Annotated in this window: 17 protein-coding genes; 12 read left to right on the forward strand and 5 right to left on the reverse strand. The window is 68.3% G+C overall.

The genetic code is table 11. The features are described 5' to 3' along the window. Positions 1–16: 16 nt before the first annotated feature. From XM48_RS15520 to XM48_RS15530, 3 genes are all read right to left on the reverse strand, one after another. Positions 17–610 carry a hypothetical protein gene (locus XM48_RS15520; RefSeq protein ID WP_046456738.1) on the reverse strand — a complete coding sequence of 198 codons (594 nt, stop codon included), beginning with the start codon at positions 608–610 and terminating at the stop codon, positions 17–19. 12 nt (positions 611–622) lie between these two features. Further along, positions 623–1,837, reverse strand: coding sequence for a hypothetical protein (locus XM48_RS15525; protein ID WP_046456739.1), 1,215 nt, complete (start codon positions 1,835–1,837; stop codon positions 623–625). A gap of 149 nt (positions 1,838–1,986) precedes the next feature. Then, the gene (locus XM48_RS15530) at positions 1,987–2,403 is read right to left on the reverse strand and encodes a VOC family protein (protein ID WP_046456740.1); all 417 of its coding nucleotides are present in this window, start codon (positions 2,401–2,403) and stop codon (positions 1,987–1,989) included. A 98-nt stretch (positions 2,404–2,501) separates the two neighbouring features. Between XM48_RS15530 and XM48_RS15535 the strand changes: the two genes are divergently transcribed. From XM48_RS15535 to XM48_RS15575, 10 genes are read left to right on the forward strand one after another with little or no spacing between them, the layout of a single operon-like run. After that, on the forward strand, positions 2,502–3,347 hold the full coding sequence (locus XM48_RS15535) for a GntR family transcriptional regulator (protein WP_197074231.1): 846 nt from the start codon (positions 2,502–2,504) through the stop codon (positions 3,345–3,347). Next, complete coding sequence (locus tag XM48_RS15540) at positions 3,265–4,338, forward strand: BMP family protein (RefSeq protein ID WP_046456741.1); 1,074 nt, start codon at positions 3,265–3,267, stop codon at positions 4,336–4,338. The genes XM48_RS15535 and XM48_RS15540 overlap by 83 nt, the downstream gene beginning before the upstream one ends. Positions 4,339–4,366: 28 nt before the next feature. Further along, complete coding sequence (locus XM48_RS15545) at positions 4,367–5,914, forward strand: ABC transporter ATP-binding protein (RefSeq protein WP_046456742.1); 1,548 nt, start codon at positions 4,367–4,369, stop codon at positions 5,912–5,914. Further along, on the forward strand, positions 5,911–7,038 hold the full coding sequence (locus tag XM48_RS15550; protein WP_052961561.1) for an ABC transporter permease: 1,128 nt from the start codon (positions 5,911–5,913) through the stop codon (positions 7,036–7,038). The genes XM48_RS15545 and XM48_RS15550 overlap by 4 nt, the downstream gene beginning before the upstream one ends. Next, positions 7,035–7,937 (forward strand): ABC transporter permease, encoded by a 903-nt coding sequence (locus XM48_RS15555; protein ID WP_046456743.1) that lies wholly within the window; start codon positions 7,035–7,037, stop codon positions 7,935–7,937. The genes XM48_RS15550 and XM48_RS15555 overlap by 4 nt, the downstream gene beginning before the upstream one ends. A 14-nt stretch (positions 7,938–7,951) precedes the next feature. After that, a complete protein-coding gene (locus XM48_RS15560; protein ID WP_046456744.1) occupies positions 7,952–8,518 on the forward strand; it encodes a cysteine hydrolase family protein in 567 nt (188 codons plus the stop codon). Beyond that, positions 8,515–9,447 (forward strand): carbohydrate kinase family protein, encoded by a 933-nt coding sequence (locus XM48_RS17160; protein WP_052961562.1) that lies wholly within the window; start codon positions 8,515–8,517, stop codon positions 9,445–9,447. Before XM48_RS15560 ends, XM48_RS17160 begins: the two co-directional genes overlap by 4 nt. Next, positions 9,444–10,181, forward strand: a complete 738-nt coding sequence (locus XM48_RS15565) for a nucleoside phosphorylase (protein ID WP_046456777.1) — start codon at positions 9,444–9,446, stop codon at positions 10,179–10,181. Before XM48_RS17160 ends, XM48_RS15565 begins: the two co-directional genes overlap by 4 nt. A gap of 51 nt (positions 10,182–10,232) precedes the next feature. After that, entirely contained in the window at positions 10,233–11,021 is a 789-nt protein-coding gene (locus XM48_RS15570; RefSeq protein WP_046456745.1) for a sugar isomerase domain-containing protein, read from the forward strand. Next, positions 11,021–12,472, forward strand: a complete 1,452-nt coding sequence (locus XM48_RS15575) for an aldehyde dehydrogenase (RefSeq protein ID WP_046456746.1) — start codon at positions 11,021–11,023, stop codon at positions 12,470–12,472. The genes XM48_RS15570 and XM48_RS15575 overlap by 1 nt, the downstream gene beginning before the upstream one ends. 84 nt (positions 12,473–12,556) lie before the next feature. Here XM48_RS15575 and XM48_RS15580 read toward each other — a convergent pair whose 3' ends face one another. Further along, a complete protein-coding gene (locus XM48_RS15580; RefSeq protein WP_046456747.1) occupies positions 12,557–13,537 on the reverse strand; it encodes a YafY family protein in 981 nt (326 codons plus the stop codon). Between the two features lie 62 nt (positions 13,538–13,599). Between XM48_RS15580 and XM48_RS15585 the strand changes: the two genes are divergently transcribed. Then, positions 13,600–14,739 carry an epoxide hydrolase family protein gene (locus XM48_RS15585; protein ID WP_046456748.1) on the forward strand — a complete coding sequence of 380 codons (1,140 nt, stop codon included), beginning with the start codon at positions 13,600–13,602 and terminating at the stop codon, positions 14,737–14,739. Positions 14,740–14,836: 97 nt separating this feature from the next. On the opposite strand, the gene XM48_RS15590 is transcribed toward XM48_RS15585, so the two are convergent. Further along, the gene (locus tag XM48_RS15590) at positions 14,837–15,535 is read right to left on the reverse strand and encodes a hypothetical protein (protein ID WP_156175093.1); all 699 of its coding nucleotides are present in this window, start codon (positions 15,533–15,535) and stop codon (positions 14,837–14,839) included. Positions 15,536–17,154: 1,619 nt separating this feature from the next. Between XM48_RS15590 and XM48_RS15595 the strand changes: the two genes are divergently transcribed. After that, positions 17,155–18,180, forward strand: a complete 1,026-nt coding sequence (locus XM48_RS15595; protein WP_046456750.1) for a hypothetical protein — start codon at positions 17,155–17,157, stop codon at positions 18,178–18,180. The last annotated feature ends 265 nt before the right edge of the window (positions 18,181–18,445 follow it).

The raw sequence follows: 18,445 nt of genomic DNA on the forward strand, positions 1-18,445 counted from the left end.
CGCTCGAACGGTGCGCTCAGGCCTCCGCTTCGATATCGGCCCCGTCGATAGGCCACACCCAGCTCGCGTCAGCGGCCTCCTGCTCGCGGAGCATGCTGCGCGCTCGGGATATCTCGCGCTTGGTGGTCGGCGCCAAGACCGACTGCGGGAACCACTTCCCGGGCAGGGCGTGCAGCGCGAGCGTCTCGATCGCGCCTCCGGGATCGATCGAGCGGATCACCAGTACGACGAGCCCGCCGATCCGCCACCACGGCGGTCTCACTGCGGCCGGCAGCAGGGGCCCTGCCTCACGGAGCCTGAGCCCGTACCCCGCGTCGAGGTCGAGCTGCGGCTCGGCGTGGAAGAAATCGCCGCCGTACCGGTGGACGCAGTACCTGCGCAGCCGGTCGGCGTCATCGGCCAGCGTTCCCGGATCGCCGGGCGTCCCCTCGTCCACCGGAGCTCCCGCGAGCGGGAAGATGGCGTATCGTCCACGATCGATCACCGTGAAGCCGAGATCCGCCCAGTTCGGAGTCCGCCACTCGGGTTCTCCCTCGAGCGACCGCAGGATCGCCGTCGCCGCCGAGGCGCGCAGCACCGACCGGGGCTCCGTGCCCTCCTCCTGACTCATCGCCGTGCCGCCTCATCCGGCGTTCTGTGCCGGCCGGAGCCGAACGAATCCGTTGGCTTCCTCGACGAGGACGTCGCCGGGCGCATTCGCGACGAGCTCCGGCACCCAGCGCTCGTGGCGGTAGAGCACGACCGTCACGCCGTTCCGTGCGAGGTCGAGCGCGGTGCCCGCGAGTCCGGCGTGGGTCTCGTTCCCACCGCTGAGCTTCAGCCCCGCGAGACGCGTCATTTCGCGCAGGAAGGAACCATCCGCACCGTCGAGCGCCAGATACAGCTGCTCGATCGGCGTCCGCGTCAGCACAGTCAGGTCGGCCCCGCGCGTACTTCCGATGAGTTCCAGGTGCGCCAGCCGGGGAAGGCCTACGATCGCGTCGATGCTGGCTAGGCCCGCGTCTTCGAGCGCGTGCACCCGGAGCCGTTCGAGGCCTCGGCACTCCGCGAGCGGCGAGAGATCGGCGGGCTTCGCGAGGATCACGTCGAGTGCGAGCAGCCCGTCGACAGCACCGATGCCCTCGAGATCGGCGCAGACGTCGAGGCGCAGACCCCTCGCGGCGGGACCGAACATCGTCGCGGCGAACCCACGGCGGTCGAAGCGCCCCCAGGCCCGGTGCAGCTCCGCGAGGTCCGCGTCCGAGTACTCGGCCGTCGCGTATTGCCCGAGGACATCGAACGCCTCGGGCGAGGCGATGGATCCGAGTGCGCGCAGCGCGCTTCGCCGCGCCGCCGCACGCTGCCCAGGGTACGGGGCGAACATCTTCGCGTCGACGTCGGGGTGCGCGGCGATCCACTTCGCGACCTCCGACACCTTCGCCGGGAGCTGCGGGACTCCCGCTGCAGCGTCCACCGGCACCGGAGCGGGTGCGGCGTCCGCCGCGGCGAGCAGCTTGGCGTGCTTCGCCGCGGCGCGTCGGATGCTCGCGATCTTTTGCGCCTGATTGGAGACCGTGTCGGCCGGCACACGGCCGAGCACCGAGACGTCTGCCCGTGCCGCCAGCGCGATCAGCGCCCAGGTCTCACGGATGTCCATCTGCGCGGCGGTCTCCGCGAAGTCCTCGTCGAACCAGCGCAGTGCAGCCTGCTCAAGCGACGGGTCGCTCGGCCGCTTCGCGATGCCCGCGATCGCATTGGGCAGGTTCGAATACGCGGCGAACTTCGCGAGCAGCTGCTCGGCGGCCGAAGCCCCCAGTGCTTCGACGAGCGCTTTCGGTGGGGGTGCGGTGTCGGGCATGCGGTTCTCCGGTCCGGGGTGACGGCTGCATCCGCTGCCGGCGACCGTCCGCGACGACGCTCGCGCGATCATCCTATGCGAGCCGGGTCGGGGCCCCGCGGCACGTTCGGGCACGATGCGTCTCCGATCTCGGAGAGCCCGTTCGCGCGCTACGCGTCGGCTGCCGCGCGCGGCGGGTTGTGCACGAACTCGATCCGGATGCCGTTGTCGTCCTCGACGAACGAGGCGTAGTAGCGGTCGGAGAAGCGCGAGAAGATCTTCGGGTCCCGCACGGGGCTCCAGCCGGCGTCGAGCGCGATCCGGTGCAGCCGCTCGACCTCCGCCCGCGAATCGACCGCGAACGCGAGGTGCTGCCACCCTACCCGCCCGTACCGATGGGGCTCCCCGCCCGCCTCGGGTGCGCGGTACAGGATCAGCTCGGTCTCGCCCTCGCGCGACCAGGCCATGCCGCCCTCCATCTCGCTGCCGTCGGACACGCAGCCCAGCGCGGTGAGCACCGGATCCCACTGCGCGAAGGCGCGGTCCAGGTCGGCGACGGTGAGCCCGAGGTGATCGAAAAGCGGCATGGGAGCAGTCTGGCAGGCATTCGCTCTTGCGCGCCGGACATCTCCCCCATATGCTTCACTTGTCCGGACAACCGGATAACCTGCGAACAGGAGCGATGATGCGATTCGAACTCGACGCCACTCGGGGCGCGATCCCCCTGTACATGCAGTTGGCGAACGCACTCGAGGCGCACATCGTCGACAACCGGCTCGAAGCAGGCACGCAGTTGCCGAGCGAACCGACCTTGGCCGCCGAGAACAACCTCTCGCGGGCGACGATCCTCAAGGCATTCGAGCTCCTCGTCGATCGGGGCCTCGTGTCGCGTCGGCGCGGCAAGGGAACCTTCGTCCGGTCGCGGCCGATGGAGCGCTCCCTCCCCGAGCTCACGAGCTTCAGCCAGCACATCGACAGCCTCGGCCTCGCACCGGGGAACGTGCTCCTCGACTACGCCGAGTACGCCCCGCTCGCGACGGGTCGCCCGGATTCGCCGTTTCCCGACACTATCGGCATCGTCGCCCTCGAGCGGTTGCGCACCGTGGGCGGCGAGGCGGTCGGTCTCCAGAAACTCATCGTCCCTGACTTCATCGCCGCGCGCGTCGGTCTCGACGAACCGACGGCCGGACGGCCGGATTTCTCCTTCTACGATGCCCTGCGGAACGCAGGCATCGTACTCGCGGGCGGAGAGGAGACCCTGCGGGCGATCAACGCCGACAAGGCCGAGGCCTCCAATCTCGAGGTCCCGACCGGTACCGCGCTCATCGAGGTCGACCGCCTGTCCCGCGACACCTCGGGTCAGCTGATCGAGAACGTCCGCGCCCGCTATCTCGGCACCCACTACCTCTACCGCGTCACTCTCAACAACCAATCCAACGGAGGATCTCATGAATCGAACTCGGGCTCTGCTGCTCGTACCGGCGGTGGCTTCGCTCCTCGCGATCACGGCCTGCTCGTCGAGCGCGGCTGACACGGGCAAGTCCGAGAGCACGACAGGCGGGGGCAAAGTCGCCCTCGTCGTCGCGCAGGGCGGCCTTGGCGACCAGTCCTACAACGACCTCGCCAACACCGGATTCAAGCGGGTACTCAAGCAGACCGGCCTGCAGGGCAACACCATCGAGTCCGACGACGTCGTCGGGCAGGGCGAGCAGTTGCTCCGCCGCGCCGGCCAGTCCGGCATCAACCTCGTCGTCGATCTGGAGTACTCGCACAACGAGATCATCGGCAAGGTCGCCAAGGACTTCCCCCAGAGCGACTGGGTGATCTTCAATGCCGAGGCCAAGGGCGACAACGTCGCATCTGTTCTGTTCCAGGAGCAGGAGGGGTCCTACCTGGCCGGCGCGCTCGCGGCCATGCAGACCACCAATACGGCCGACCCGAACATCAACAAGGAGAAGGTCATCGGCGTCATCGGCGGCACCTCGGGCGTCGGGATCGACAAGTTCATCGTCGGATACATCCAGGGCGCGCGCGATGTCGATCCGAGCGTCAAGGTGCTGACCGCCTACTCGAACGACTTCGCGGACCCCGCGAAGGGCCAGCAGCTCGCGCAGACCATGTTCGAGCAGGGTGCCGACATCGTCTACTCAGTCGCCGGCGGTACCGGGGCCGGTGTGATCCAAGCCGCGCAGGAGGCGAAGCACTACGCCATCGGCGTCGACGACGACCAGGATGGCGTCGCGCCGGGATTCGTGCTGACGAGCGTGCTCAAGCGCACCGACCTCGCAGTCGAGAGCGTCGTCGGCGATTACGCCAAGGGCGACTTCCCCGGAGGCAAGACCATCACGTTCGGCCTCAAAGAGAACGCGGTCGGCCTCACCGATTTCACGCACACGAAGAAGGAGATCCCGCAGGCGACGCTCGACAAGCTCGACGCGCTCAAGAAGGGCATCGTCGACGGCGAGATCAAAGTCTGGAACGTCGTGAGCCAGGGATACCCGGACTTCTACGCGGGCAAGTGACCGGAGCCGGCAGGAGAGCACTGGAACCATGGAGAACCCCACTCCCGCGGCGGGCGACGAGGCCCGACCGCCCAGGATCGAGGCACGACGGATCGCACGATCATTCGGGCCGGTCCGGGCCAATCGCGATGTCTCGCTCAGCGTCGACCGAGGCTCGGTCCTCGCGGTCATCGGCGAGAACGGAGCGGGCAAGAGCACACTCATGAAGATGCTCTACGGCCTGGACCGTCCGGATTCCGGCGAGATCCTCGTCGATGGCGAAGCCGTGTCCCTCGCGAGCCCCAGGGACGCGATCAAGCGCGGGATCGGGCTCGTGCAGCAGGAACTCGCGATCGTGCCGGAACTCACCCTGCTCGAGAACTTCGTCCTCGGGAACGAGCCGATTCTCGCCGGCCGGATCGACTGGCGCCGTGCGCGGAGCGAGGCGGAGCGGCTCGCGGCCTCGGTGGGAACCGAGATCGATTGGGCCTCGCCGGCCGCGCACACGCCGATCGCCGTGCAGCAGCAGGTCGAGATCCTTCGTCTGATCGGCCGCGGTACCGACCTGCTCATTCTCGACGAGCCGACCGCGGTGCTCGCTCCGGCGCAGGCGATCCAATTGCTCGATCTGCTGCGTCGGCTTGCCGAAGGCGGCAAGACCGTCATCTTCATCAGCCACAAGCTCGCGGAGGTCCTGCGCGTCGCCGACGAGATCACCGTGCTCCGTTCCGGGGTCACAGAACCGGTGATCCGGCGGGAGGACGCCACCGTGGAGTCGCTGGCCCGCATGATCATGGGCGGTGATCCGGTTCCCGGCGACTCCGCTCGCGCCGGGAAGCCCGGCGACGTCGTGCTCCGGTGCGAGGGGCTGGCCGCCCGCGACGACTCCGGGGTCGAGCGGCTCTCAGGGATCGATCTCGAGGTGCGCTCCGGTGAGATCCTCGGAGTTGCGGCGGTCTCGGGCAACGGCCAGGACGAGCTCGCGGAGACGCTCATCGGGCTCCGCCGCCCGGATCGCGGCAGCGTGTCGCTCCGCGGATCGCGACTCGCCCGTTCCTCGGTACGCGCCAGGCGGCGGGCCGGCTTCGGCTACGTCAGCGGCGATCGCAAACAGGAGGGCCTCGCGCTCGAACTGTCCATCTCTGCGAACGCGGTCGCCGGACCGGGCCTCTCGCGCCTCTCGCGGTTCGGGTGGCTCGTACCTTCCCGGGTTCGCCGAGCCGTCGCGGATGTGCTCGACGCGGGTGCCGTGCGCTTCGGCTCGGAGCGTGATCCCATCGCTTCGCTCTCCGGCGGCAACCAGCAGCGCGTGGTGATCGCGAGGGAGCTGCGGGATCGGCCCGCGGTCCTCGTCGCGAGCCAGCCCACCCGCGGTGTCGATATCCGCGGCATCGGGTTCATCCACCGACAGCTGCGCCAGGCTCGCGATGCGGGTAGCGCCGTGCTGCTGTTCAGCGAGGAGCTCGATGAGATCCAGGCGCTCGCCGACCGGGTCGTGGTACTGCACCAGGGCCGGATCGTCGGCGAACTGGGCCGCGATGCCGACCGGGTCGCGCTCGGCAAGCTCATGCTCGGAACGACCGCGGAGGAACGATGACCGTTCAGCAGGCTCCCGACACGGGTGCCAATACCAGCTACGTGCCCGTCCCGGTCCGGCGCCGCGGGATTCCCTGGGTGGCCATCGGCCGCGCAGCCTGGCGGATCGCCGTCCCGGTTCTCATCGCACTGGCGGTCGGTGCCATCGCCCTGCTGATCGGCGGACAGCGCCCCCTCGAGATATACGGGATGCTCGTGCAGGAGGCGTTCGGTGACGGCGCTCGACTCAACGCGACCCTGACGGCGGCCACTCCCCTGCTCTTCACCGGGCTCGCCGCGGCCGTAGCATTCCGCGCCGGCGTCTTCAACGTCGGCGTCGAGGGCAGTTTCGCCTTCGCCGGGCTGGCCGCAGCCGTGGTCGGTACGCGGGTCGGCGGCCTGCCCCCGTCCGTCGCGATCCTGGCATGCTTCGTAGCCGGTGTGCTCGCCGGCATGCTCGTCGCCGTCGTCCCCGCGGTGCTCCGCACCTGGCTCAAAGTGGACGAGGTCGTCTCGACCCTCATGTTCAACTTCATCGTCACCGGTGTGACGTCCTGGCTCGTCCAATCGTTCTTCCTCGCCCCCGGGCAGGCGAACTCCGCGACGGCGTACATCGCAGCATCGGCCGAACTTCCGGCGCTCGCTCCTCCCGGTCAGCTCAGCGTCGGTTTCCTGGTCGCGCTCCTGCTCATCGCCTTCTACGCCGCCTGGGTGCGCCGCAGCCAGCTCGGCTTCGAGTTCGACGCCGTCGGCAGGACGCCCCGCTTCTCGCTCGCGCAGGGCCTTCGCGTGCGCACCGTCCTCATGACGGCGATGCTCGCGTCCGGCGCGATCGGCGGCCTCGGCGGCGCGGTGCACGCGCTCGGCGTGGTGCACCGCTACTCGGTCGGATTCTCGGCGAGCTTCGGCTTCACCGGAATCGCCATCGCGCTGCTCGCCCGGTTCAATCCGATCGGCATCGTCGTCGGCTCCGTGGCCTTCGGCGCGCTCGCGGCGGCGGGTGCGACCGTCCAACTGTTCGTGAACATCCCCATCCAGCTCATCGACATCCTGCAGGGCACGGTCATGATGCTCGCGGTCGCGCAGTTCGCCGTCCCGCGTCTGCGCCGCAGGGCCGCTACCCGGAAGGCCGAGGCTCGCACATGATCGACAGCATCATCAGTTCCACTCTGCTCCTCGCCGTTCCCCTCGTGCTCGCAGCCCTCGGCGGTGCGATCCACCGTCGCGCGGGCGTGGTGAACATCGGCCTCGAGGGGCAGATGCTCGCCGGTGCCTTCATCGGCGTGCTGGCGAGCGCGGCGTCCGGGAGCTGGCTGCTCGGTGTGCTCGCCGGTGCCGGCGCCGGCGCACTGACCGGACTCATCATGAGTCTCGTGATCACACGGCTCGCGGCGAACGAGATCATCGTCGGCCTCGGGTTCAACATCGTGGTGCTCGGCATCGTCGGTTTCGCACTGCGCGCGGTGTTCGGAGTGTCCGGCACGCTGCGTTTCCCTGACCAGCCCAGGATCCCGAGGATCGTCATCCCGGGCCTCAGCGAGGTTCCCGTCCTCGGCGCGATCCTGAGCGGCAAGGACGTGCTGTTCTGGCTCTCGGTGGCGCTCATCCCGCTGCTGGCATGGGCTTTCGCGAACACGCGTTGGGGCATCCGCACCCGAGCGACCGGCGTCGGCGCCCCGGCAGCGGAGTCCCTCGGAGTCCGAACGCTCGGCCTCCGCGATGCTGCCGGCACGCTCGCGGGCCTGCTCGCCGGTCTCGGCGGTGTCGCGCTCGCTCTCGGAGTCAGCGGCCTGTTCAACGAGAACATGATCGCGGGACGCGGCTTCGTCGCGCTCGCAGCCTTCTACTTCGGCCGGGCCCGCCCGCTGCCCACTGCGCTCGCCTGCCTGCTGTTCTCGTTCTTCGATGCGCTGCAGGTACGCCTGCAGACCGGTGGCGGCCTCTCGGCCGATCTCATCCAGACGCTCCCCTACATCGCCGTCGTCGCGGTGCTCGCCTGGACCGGATACACCGGTCTCCGCCGCAGCACCCGCGTCGCCGCCTAGCCAGGAAAGACCGCATGACTGTTTCCCAGCCCCGCACGGCCCTCTTGCTCGTCGATGTGATCAATTCCTTCTACGAGCCGGGCCAGCCCAACTACTACCCCGGAGTGGAGCGCACCCTCCCGGCGCTCGCTCGGCTCCGCGACACCGCCCGCGAACGCGACGCACTGCTCGTGCACGCCGTCGAACGCCACTACCGGGGGCTCGAGGACTTCGAATTCGCAAAACTGCCGAGGCACCACCAGCGCGGGGATCACGACGCCGCGTTCTTCCCGGGATTCGAGCCGGTCGACCGCGCACGGGAGATCGTCGTGCCGAAGCGCCGCTACTCCGGTTTCTACGCGACCGACCTCGACCTCGTCCTGCGCGAGCAGGGCATCACCCGGGTCGTCGTCGCCGGGGTCAAGACGAACGTCTGCATCCGCGCGACCGTGCAGGACGCCTTCGCCGGAGGCTTCGACGTCGTCGTGCCCCGCGAGGCGACGAACTCGAATCGCCCGCACCTCGCCGAAGCGAGCCTCGAGGACATCGAGCGCTACTTCGGCACCGTGGTGCCCACCGCCGACGCCGAGGCGATGCTGTGAGCGCGGCCCGCCCGCTCCTCGTGGTCAGCGGCTACGCGAGCATCGACTACGCCCTGCAACTGGCCCCGTTCGAGGGCTTCGATGCCACCACCATCGTGCGCGCTCGGGCAGAGGAATGGCCCCGCTACGGCGGAGTGGCGCACGTCACCCGCGCCGCGAGTCTCGCGGACGCCGGAGTCGACGTCGCTGCGCTGTCCTGGGTGGGCTCGGACGCCGAAGGACACCGCTGGATCGACGCCGTCGCATCATCCGGCGCCGACACGGTCGGCGTCGCCGTCTCCGCCGGACGCAGCCCGAGTTCGCACCTGCTGTACCCGGAGGGGGCTGGCACCATCTGCCTGTTCGATCCGGGCGATGCCGGCACCGACCGTCTCACCGACGCGCAGCGGACCCTGCTCGGCGCCGCCGACGTCGCGGTCGTGACCATCGGGCCCGAGTGCGCGACGCGCGAACTGCTCGCCGCCGTCCGCCCCGATTGCCGTCTCTTCTGGATCCTCAAGCAGGACCCGTCCTCGCTCACCGATGCGTTGCTCTCCGAGTTGAGCGCTCGAGCCTGGGCGATCACGCTCAGCGACGGCGAACGCGGTGCGCTCGACCGGATCCTGCCCCTCGCAGCCCCGGGAACCCTCGTCGTGGTCACGCGCGGCTCCCGGGGCTCCGAGCTGCTCCGGATCTCCGCCGACCGATCCCTCGAGTCGCTCGGCGAGGTCCCGTCCTCACCGGTGAGCGGCGTCGACACCACCGGAGCCGGCGACACCTTCTCCGGGACGCTCGCGGCGCTGCTCGCAGGAGAGACCGGCACCGCCCCGTCACCCCAACGGGTGCTCGCCGATCTCGAGCGGGCGAGCCTCGCCACTGCCCGCATGCTCGCCGAACGTCGCAGCGCCCCAGAACCACGCAACACCCCCGAGAAGAAGAGGACCCGATGAGCCCGACCGAAGAAGCCTGGTACCTGCACTGCACCCCCGAGCAGGTCGGTGCTGACGCGATCATCGTCGGTGACCGCGGTCGCGTACTGCTCGCCACCGAGCTCCTCGACGACGCGGAACTCCTGAACGAGGATCGCGGCCTGACCACCGCGACCGGCAGCTACCGCGGGCGTCGCATCACCGTGAGCGCCTTCGGCATGGGCGCGCCGATCGCCGCGGTCGTGGTGGAGGAGCTCGCTCAGATCGGTGTGCGCCGCGTGCTGCGGCTCGGCACGGTGATGACCGCCGGCCCCACCGAACTCGGCGAGCTCGTCGTGGCCCACGGCGCGATCCGCGGAGAGGGCACCTCGCCCGCATACCTCCCAATCGAGTATCCGGCGGTCCCGGACCTCGAACTGACGGTCAAGGCGGAAGCCGCAGCACGCGCCACCGGACGACCGGTGCGCAGCGGCATCTACGCGACCGCGGACGGGTTCTACACCGACCTCATGCGTCGCGGCGACCCCGATGGCCAGGCCGAGCTCTCCGCCGCGCGCGCTGCGCAGCACGTGGTCGGCACCGACATGGAGACCAGCGCCGTGCTCATCGTGGCACGCGCGCGCGGCATCGCAGCAGCATCGCTCTGCCTCGCGAGCGTCGACGGCAGGGACTTCTCCAAGCTCGACACCGAACCGCGCCGCGCGGCCGAGCTCGATCTGCTCCGCGCAGGTCTCGAAGCGCTCGCCGCCGTCTGACACCCCAACGATTTCGCAGAAGAGACAGCAGAGAAGGAAAGAAGCAGAGACATGAGCATCGCAACGGGATACTTCGATGACGTGATCGCCAAGCTGGCGCGGGTCCGTGACACCCAGGAGGACGCCATCCGACGCGCGGCCGAGATCTGCGCCGACACGATCGCCGCGGACGGCCTGGTCTTCACCTTCGGTACCGGCCACGGCGGCTTCGCCGCGCTCGAGATGTTCCCGCGCACGGGCGGCGTCACGGGCTTCCGCCCGATCGTCGAAAGCTCCATCGCGCTCATGCATCACGTGCTGGGCGACCAGGGCACCGCCCAGTACCGGTTCCTGCACACTCGGGAAGGCTACGGCAACGCGATCCTCAGGTCGCATCAGATCAAGGAGGGCGACGCCCTGATCCTGTTCTCGCACTCCGGGATCAACGCCGTCATCCTCGACATGGCCGTCGAATTCCGGGAGCGCGGACTCAAGGTGATCGCCGTCACCTCGGTGCCCCATTCCTCCCAGGTCGAGAGCCGGCATTCCTCGGGTCAGCGGCTCTACGAGATCGCGGACGTCGTGATCGACACCGGCATTCCGCTGGAGGACGCCTCGCAGTTCATCGACGGCCTGGAGTTCCCCGTGGGTCCGACATCGACCTCGATCGCGGTCGCCGTCGGCCACGCGATCAACGCCTCGACCTCCGCCGCGCTCGTCGCACGCGGGTACGAGCCGATGATCATGGTCAATACGAACTCGAACCGCACGACACTCGCGCACCAGCAGAACGACCGCAACTACGCGGAACTCTGGCGACGGCTCCGGTCCCGCGAGTTCTCGGCGCCGGAGGTCCGCTGATGGCCGCGGTCGAACGCGGACTCTGCATCGGCGGCTCCTGGGTCCCGGCCGCGGACGGCGCGGTCGTCGAAGTCAGGGATCCGGCGACGGGCGAGCTCATCGGCACGAGCGCCCTCGCCGGCGCCGCCGACGTCGACCGCGCCGTCGAAGCGGCGACCGCCGGCTTCGCCCGCTGGTCGGCGCTCGGAGCCGACGCGCGCTGCACGATCATGCTCCGCGCCGCCGCGCTCCTCGACGAACGAATCGACGCGATCGCGGAACTGCTCACCAGAGAGCAGGGCAAGCCCCGGGCCGACAGCGTCAAGGAGATCGCCTTCGGCGCCCAGGTCATCCGCTACTACGCCGAAGAGGGCCGCCGCGTGAGCGGCTCGATCCGACCCTCGGCCCGATCCGACGTCCGTTCCCTCGTCACCTGGGAACCGCTGGGCGTCGTCGCCGCCATCGTGCCCTGGAACTATCCCGTCGACCTCTACGCGTGGAAGGTCGGACCGGCGCTCGCTGCGGGCAACTCGGTCATCGTCAAACCCCCGGTCGAGACACCGTTGGCCGTCGGAGAGTTCGTCCGCTGCTTCATCGACGCGGGCCTTCCCGAGGGCGTCCTCTCCGATCTGCCGGGCGCGTTCGAGGCCGGTTCCCGACTGTCCGAGCATCCCGGCATCGCCGCGATCACCGCGACCGCATCGACGGCGACCGGACAGGCCATCATGCGTTCGGCGGCCGCAACGATGAAACGGGTCACCCTCGAGCTGGGCGGGCACTCCCCGTTCATCGTGCTCGATGACGCGGATGTCGCCGAGGCCGCGGCCGCGGCCGCCCGCCGCTCCTTCTCGAACGCGGGCCAGATCTGCATCGCCGTCAATCGGATCCTGGTGGCGGATCGGATCGCCGACGAGTTCACCGACGCGGTCGTGTCGGAAGCACGCGCGATCCGGCTCGGCCACGGCATCGCGCCCGGGGTGACCGGTGGGCCGACCACGACCGACGCGGTCGTCTCGAAGGCCCGCTCGCACATCGACGAGGCCATCGCCGGCGGGGCGGAACTGCGATCCGGCGGCCGGACCGCCGCGGTCGATGCCGGACTCGATCCCGCGCGGTTCTTCGAGCCGACGGTGCTGGACCGGGTTCCGGTCGACGCGCTGGTGATGCGCGAGGAGACGTTCGGCCCGGTCGTCGCGGTGCACCGCTTCGGCGAGCAGGAGCGGGTCGCCGATATCGCGAACCGAGGCGACTACGGGCTCGCCGCCTATGTCTTCGGCGACGATCTCGATCGTGCCTGGCGCGTCGCCGAGCAGTTGCACGCTGGCGGCGTCGGCGTCAACGTCAACGACGTGTCTGAGCTCCAGGCGCCGTTCGGCGGCTGGAAGATGTCGGGCTTCGGTCGGGAGCTCGGGGTCGAGGGACTCCACGGGATGATGCAGCAGCGGCACATCAGGCTCAGAAGACGGGCGTGATCCGGAACGGCTGCGCCTCGAATGCGAAGGGTGCTCGTCGCATACCGGAGCCGGCGGGCAGCGCCTCGCGAGAGACCGGCGGTCTCACTCGCGAGCCGTACGTCCAGCACTTCGATCCGGTCCGACCGCCCGCTGCAACCGGGCGGCGAGCCGGTCGAGCGCGGCGATGAGACCGTCCCCCTCGATCACCTCGAAGTCGACGCCGATCTGCGTCACCCACAGGGCGAGGTGGTCCGGGTCGCCGGATCCGAGCTCGACGCGGCACGAGGTCGCATCGACGGCTTCGATCCGGACCGGAACGACGATCTTGGCAGCGACGACGTCCGCGGGAGCGTGCACGAGGATCCGGGCGCGGTGCGCCCATCCCGTGTGGAGCACGCGATCCACGACGAAGTCGACCTCGTCGCGCTCGGGGATCGCGCGGGGCCGGAACCGCTTCCCGGTCGGAGTGCGGGGGCGCATCCGGTCGACGCGGAACACGCGCCAGTCGTCGCGGTCGAGATCCCACGCGAGGAGGTACCAGAGCGACCCCCACCCGACCAGGCGCTGCGGCTCCACGTGGCGGGATTCCTCCGCGCCCTTCGGTTTGACGTAGCCGAAGCGCAATCGCTCGTGCCCGTGGATCGCTGCGGCGATGCCGCTGACGACGGTGAGGTCGAGCGCCGGCCCGGCGCCGGGGACCACGGCGGCCGCTCGGCGCACCGCTTCGACGCGATGCCGGAGGCGGGACGGCATCACCTCCTCGAGCTTCGCGAGAACCGCGATCGAGGTCTCCTCGACGCCGAGGCGGCCGCCCGCGGCTGCGCTGAGGCCCACCGCAACAGCGACGGCTTCGTCATCGTTGAGCAGCAGCGGAGGCATCGTCGCGCCGGCGCTCAGCCGATACCCGCCCGCGACTCCCGGGCGCGCATCCACCGGGTATCCGAGGGAGCGCAGCTTGCCGATGTCGGCGCGCACCGTGCGGGTGCTCACCCCCAGGCGTTCGGCGAGGGCGCCGCTCGTCCAGTCGCGACGCTGCTGGAGCAGCACCAGCAACTCGAGCAATCGCGCCGACGTTCCCAACATGCTTCCGAGTATTTCAGGGATCGCGGAACAGAACCTTCCGCATTGCCCGAGAGAGTGGAGGCATGAACGCACACACCACCATCACCCCGTTCCGCATCGACATCCCGCAGAACGCCCTCGACGATCTCGAGGCACGGCTCGCACGCACGCGATGGGCGGCCACCCCGCCCGGACGCGCCGATCGCGCCGACTTCAGTCGCGGCATCCCGCAGCCCTATCTCCGCGAACTCGTCGAGCACTGGCGCGACGGTTTCGACTGGCGGGCCCAGGAGGCCGCGCTCAACGCCTTCCCGCAGCTGCTGACCGAGATCGACGGACAGACCTTCCACGCCGTGCACGTCACGTCGTCGAACCCGGATGCGACGCCGCTGCTGCTGTGCCATGGCTGGCCCGGATCGTTCGTCGAGTACCGGCACCTGATCCCGCTGCTGACCGAGGACTTCCACGTCGTCGTCCCGTCTCCGCCAGGCTTCGGGTTCTCGACCCCGCTGTCGTCGACCGGCTGGGAGGTCGGCCGCACCGCGGAAGCGTACGGCGAGATCATGACCCGCCTCGGCTATGACCGCTTCGTCGCCCACGGCAGCGACCTCGGCTCGGGCATCGTCTCCCAGCTCGCCTCCGCGCATCCCGAGCGCGTGATCGCCACCCACCTCGCGTGCGAGCAGCGCCTGCTCGGCCTGGTCGGGGTGATCTTCCCGATGCCCGACGGGCTCACGCCCGAGGAGCAGTCCGAGCTGACCCCGCTGAGCGCGGAGGCCGCATCCGAACGCGGATATCTCGAGATGCAGAACCACAAGCCCGACACCATCGGCGCCGCCCTCGCGGACTCGCCCGTGGGCCAGCTCGCCTGGATCGCGGAGAAGTTCAAAACCCGCGGCGATCGTCACCCCACGCCGAGCGACTCGGTCGACCGCGACGACCTGCTCGCGAACGTGAGCCTCTACTGGTTCACCAACAGCGGGGAATCGAGCGCGCAGTTCTATTACGAGGCGGCGCACTCCGGAATGCCGCCCGCGATGGGCGCACCGGTCCCCGCGGGATGGGTCGTGTTCGACGCGCACCCGCTCGTGCGCCGGGTCATGGATCCGCTGCAGATGATCGGTCACTGGACGGAGTTCGCCGAGGGCGGCCACTTCCCCGCTCTGGAAGAGCCCGAACTGCTCGCACGCGACATCCGCGATTTCGTGCGCAGCATCGCCTGACCCGCTCGCCGAGGTGCCCCGTGCTCGGGTTTTCGGTCATCGAAACCGCAGCACGGGGCGCCTCGTTGCGTACCGGCGCGCGGGATCGGGCGCCGGGCTACTCCACCGCGCGACAGCTGTGCCGGACGGGTTGGCCGCGCGGATGATCCGTCGCGAGGCAGACGGTGCCGTCGATGATCCGGCCCGCGGCGGTCGCGCGCGCGTCGACCTTGTCGTCCGTGCCCCGGTTGCGGGCGGACACGCGGATCACGGGGGCGTCGCCGTGCCGCTGCACGGTCAGCGTGGCCTGGGTGACGCCGTGCGGCATCGTGGCGCGGACGCGACGATCCACCGCGTTCAGTGTTTCAGGTGAGACGCTTCCCAGCGCGAAGACTCCATCGCCTGCCGGTACGTCGTCGCTGCCCAGGGCGCCGACGAGCCGGAGCGCCCCGCCCCGCCATTCCCACGACGCTCCGAACGGATGGCTCGTGGTCGGTCCGGTGGTGACGGAGATCGTCAGGTCGGGGGTCTTCGTGTCGGACGCCGCGGCCTCGACGTGCTCGATCGCGACGGCGAACACGTCGCTGTTCCCGGTCTCGGAGACGACCGCGCGGACGATCGCCGAGTACTCCTCCGCGCTGAGCGCGTCGCCGTACTCGATCGCGTAGCCGCCCTTCACCTCGTTCGAGATCCGGACGAGCCCGATCACGCCGGCGACGAGCACGATGAGCACGAGAACACCGATGATCACCCCGCGGAGATGCCGGCGGATCCACGAGGGGCGAGCGGCGTCTTTCTCCGGGCCGTCTGCGCTCATGGCACCAGTATGGTGCAGTCCGGCGATGCCGCGGTTGGAGACGACCACAGCTCTCATCACCGCGCGGCGGGCTGCACGGGGAAACACGAAAACCCCCGGCTCTCACCGGGGGTTTTCCTCTGTGCGCGATACTGGGATCGAACCAGTGACCTCTTCCGTGTCAGGGCGCCTGGGCCGCAGTTTCCCTTGATTTTCCGAGGCCTACGAGGCGCTCAAAGGCCATGGAATCCGCTGGCGGGGTGATTTTGAGGTGACCAGCGCGGGAGCCTGCTCACCAGTCCAGATTGAGCAATGCACTGTGCGTCAATCGATTCTCGGGGTGCGCTCCGCCCCCTCCAATCTCAATGATGCGCGGGGCCCGGCGCGAAGAGTCGTTTCCGTTCGCGCCGATGTCAGAGGTGATCCGCACTCTTTAGGCGGCAGCTCGACACATCGCTTCGGCTGTCGGAGGAAGGAGCCGACTTATGCGCGCAGGAGCACGACCACGTAGCGTGACTTCGGTACTTGTAGAGGAGGATGCCGACAACGTCACGGTGACCTGGCGCTCGGTGAACCTGTCGAGGGGCCGGGACGTGGAGCACTTCGGCTACGGACTGCACTACTTTGACCCGACTGGCAATGGCGGCAAGAGATTGGCGTCCGATTCGGCCAGTCTGCGCCCGCCCGAGTCTTCGACTATACAAGCGCCATGCAAGCGAACCATGGGGCAAACGAGATTGCCGCTACGGACGGCGCCGTTCGTCGTCCGGTACGACGACGCGAGCCTCGGGATAGCTGAGGTCAGAACGATTGCCGCCCACGCCCACGTCAGCGGTAACGATGTGCAGGATGATCCTGCTGAGTTGACTCGTACAAGCATGAAAAGGAGGGCAACGGGACTGCGCTCGGTGTGGGGTACTCGCGCCGGCCGAGGGGAATGGGCGCCCCGATACAACGATCAGCGCGTCGTTCTGACTGTGTTTTCAACAGTCTTGAGTGGACACAGGGCGTCACAAAAAGTTCTGTTGCCAGCGTTCATCGTCAGGATGCTGCCACGATTCCGCCCGCAATGGCGGACTGCACCTATCGTCAGCCACGATGGACGACTATGCCATCAATCTCACTCATACGAGAAGCGGGTCGCTCACTGCTTTGCCTTTTGGGTCGTGGCTTCTGCAGCAGGGCGACCCACGCCGGGTTTGCGTCCTTTGCCCTTCACCGTCGACCCCGGCAGCGACACGCATCAGGACCAGCAAGATCTGTGGCTACTGCGGCGACACTGTTCACTCCACACGAGTTTGCAGTTCAAGAGTCAGGTTCGGCAAGCGGCGCGGAAGTCGCGGCTCGCGGCAGCACCCTGGGAGATGGAGGGTTAAGCATCTAGGAAGTGACCAGCTCAGCAGGATCGTGACTTGTTCAATAGGCGCCGTTCAAGGAAGCTCTATCCCCTCACACGGAGAACCAGGCATACGCTGCCCAGATCTACTCGCCCGAACGGAGAGAATGTTGTCTCGATCTGCGGGTAGTTCAACGTTCATCGGATGACCGTCTGGACACATCCGAGTTCCCGTGCACTAGCTGCGGCATGTGGGTGTTCCTGAGTCCGGAAGCTTGGCCGCTTCATTTGCGATAATGGCACCATGAAGTTCAAGCGCCGCAACCTCGAAGCTCTCGCTAACCTCATCGTGGGCAACGAAGGCCGTGACGACGCTGACAATGAGGACGAGGCCAAGTACTTCCCTTACAGGTCCAGCATGTACATCACCGAGTTCTTCCAGGAGCTGGATACGGAGTACCAGCATGACGGTTCAACTCGCCACCGCTGGGTGGCAGATGTATTGGAACAGATGCTGGCTGAACCGCACGACGGACCCAACCGCCCGCCAGAGATCTTCTGCCGTCTCATCGACCAACTGATGAGCCCGGCCGATCGGCTCAACGAAGGGTCCGACCGTCCCCGGGCGCTCGCGCAACTCAATGAGATACTTGGCCGCGAAGGTTTCGAGGCGTTCTATGGCGAGGACAACCGCTGCTACCTCCGTCATGTCGGCACCCAGGCCGTGACCATCCTTGCCGCCAACCCCCACCGCCCCTTCAGCAAGGCTGAGCTGGAGCGGCGGCAGCTCCTGACGGCGTACCTCGACCAGTGCAGCGAGGATGACCTCATCGAGGAGGTGCTCCTCCCGCTGTTCAGGCAACTTGGCTACCACCGCATCACCGCCGCCGGGCACAAGGACAAGGCCCTGGAGTACGGCAAGGACATTTGGATGCGCTACACCTTGCCAACACAGCACATTCTCTACTTCGGAATCCAGGCGAAGAAGGGAAAGCTCGATGCCTCGGGGGTAACCAAGGCAGGCAATGCCAACATGGCTGAGATCCACAACCAGGCGCTCATGATGTTGGCACACGAGATCTTTGACCCCGAGACCAACCGTCGCGTCCTGGTCGATCATGCCTTCATCGTGGCGGGTGGTGACATCACCAAGGCAGCGCGCAACTGGCTCGGCAACGCGCTCGACGCCCAGAAGCGCAGCCAGATCATGTTCATGGATCGCGATGACATCTTGAACCTCTACGTCGTCGCAAACCTACCGCTGCCAGAAGGTGCGTTGCCGCCAACGCCAACCAGTCCGTGGTCAACGAACGCCGAGACTCCGTTCTGAACCACTAAAGACAGCATTCGCCATCGGAATCGGTGCGACGAAGGCAAGTTGACCTGCGCCGCCAGTCTCGGCCGGCTAGCAGAATCGAGAAAGGAGTGCGGTGAATAGTCACGTTCGAAAGGCAGGTGAGTTCTTGCGAGAAACCGCGCAGGAGTCCGCACGGCAGATATTCAACGATCAATGTTCGGGATCGACCTGCCGAGCGATCCCGCCGCCTGGGGCACCTTCGCCTGGCTTGTCCTGCTCGGGATCGCGACCATGTCGC

Source organism: Leucobacter sp. Ag1 (assembly GCF_000980875.1).
GTDB lineage: Bacteria > Actinomycetota > Actinomycetes > Actinomycetales > Microbacteriaceae > Leucobacter > Leucobacter iarius.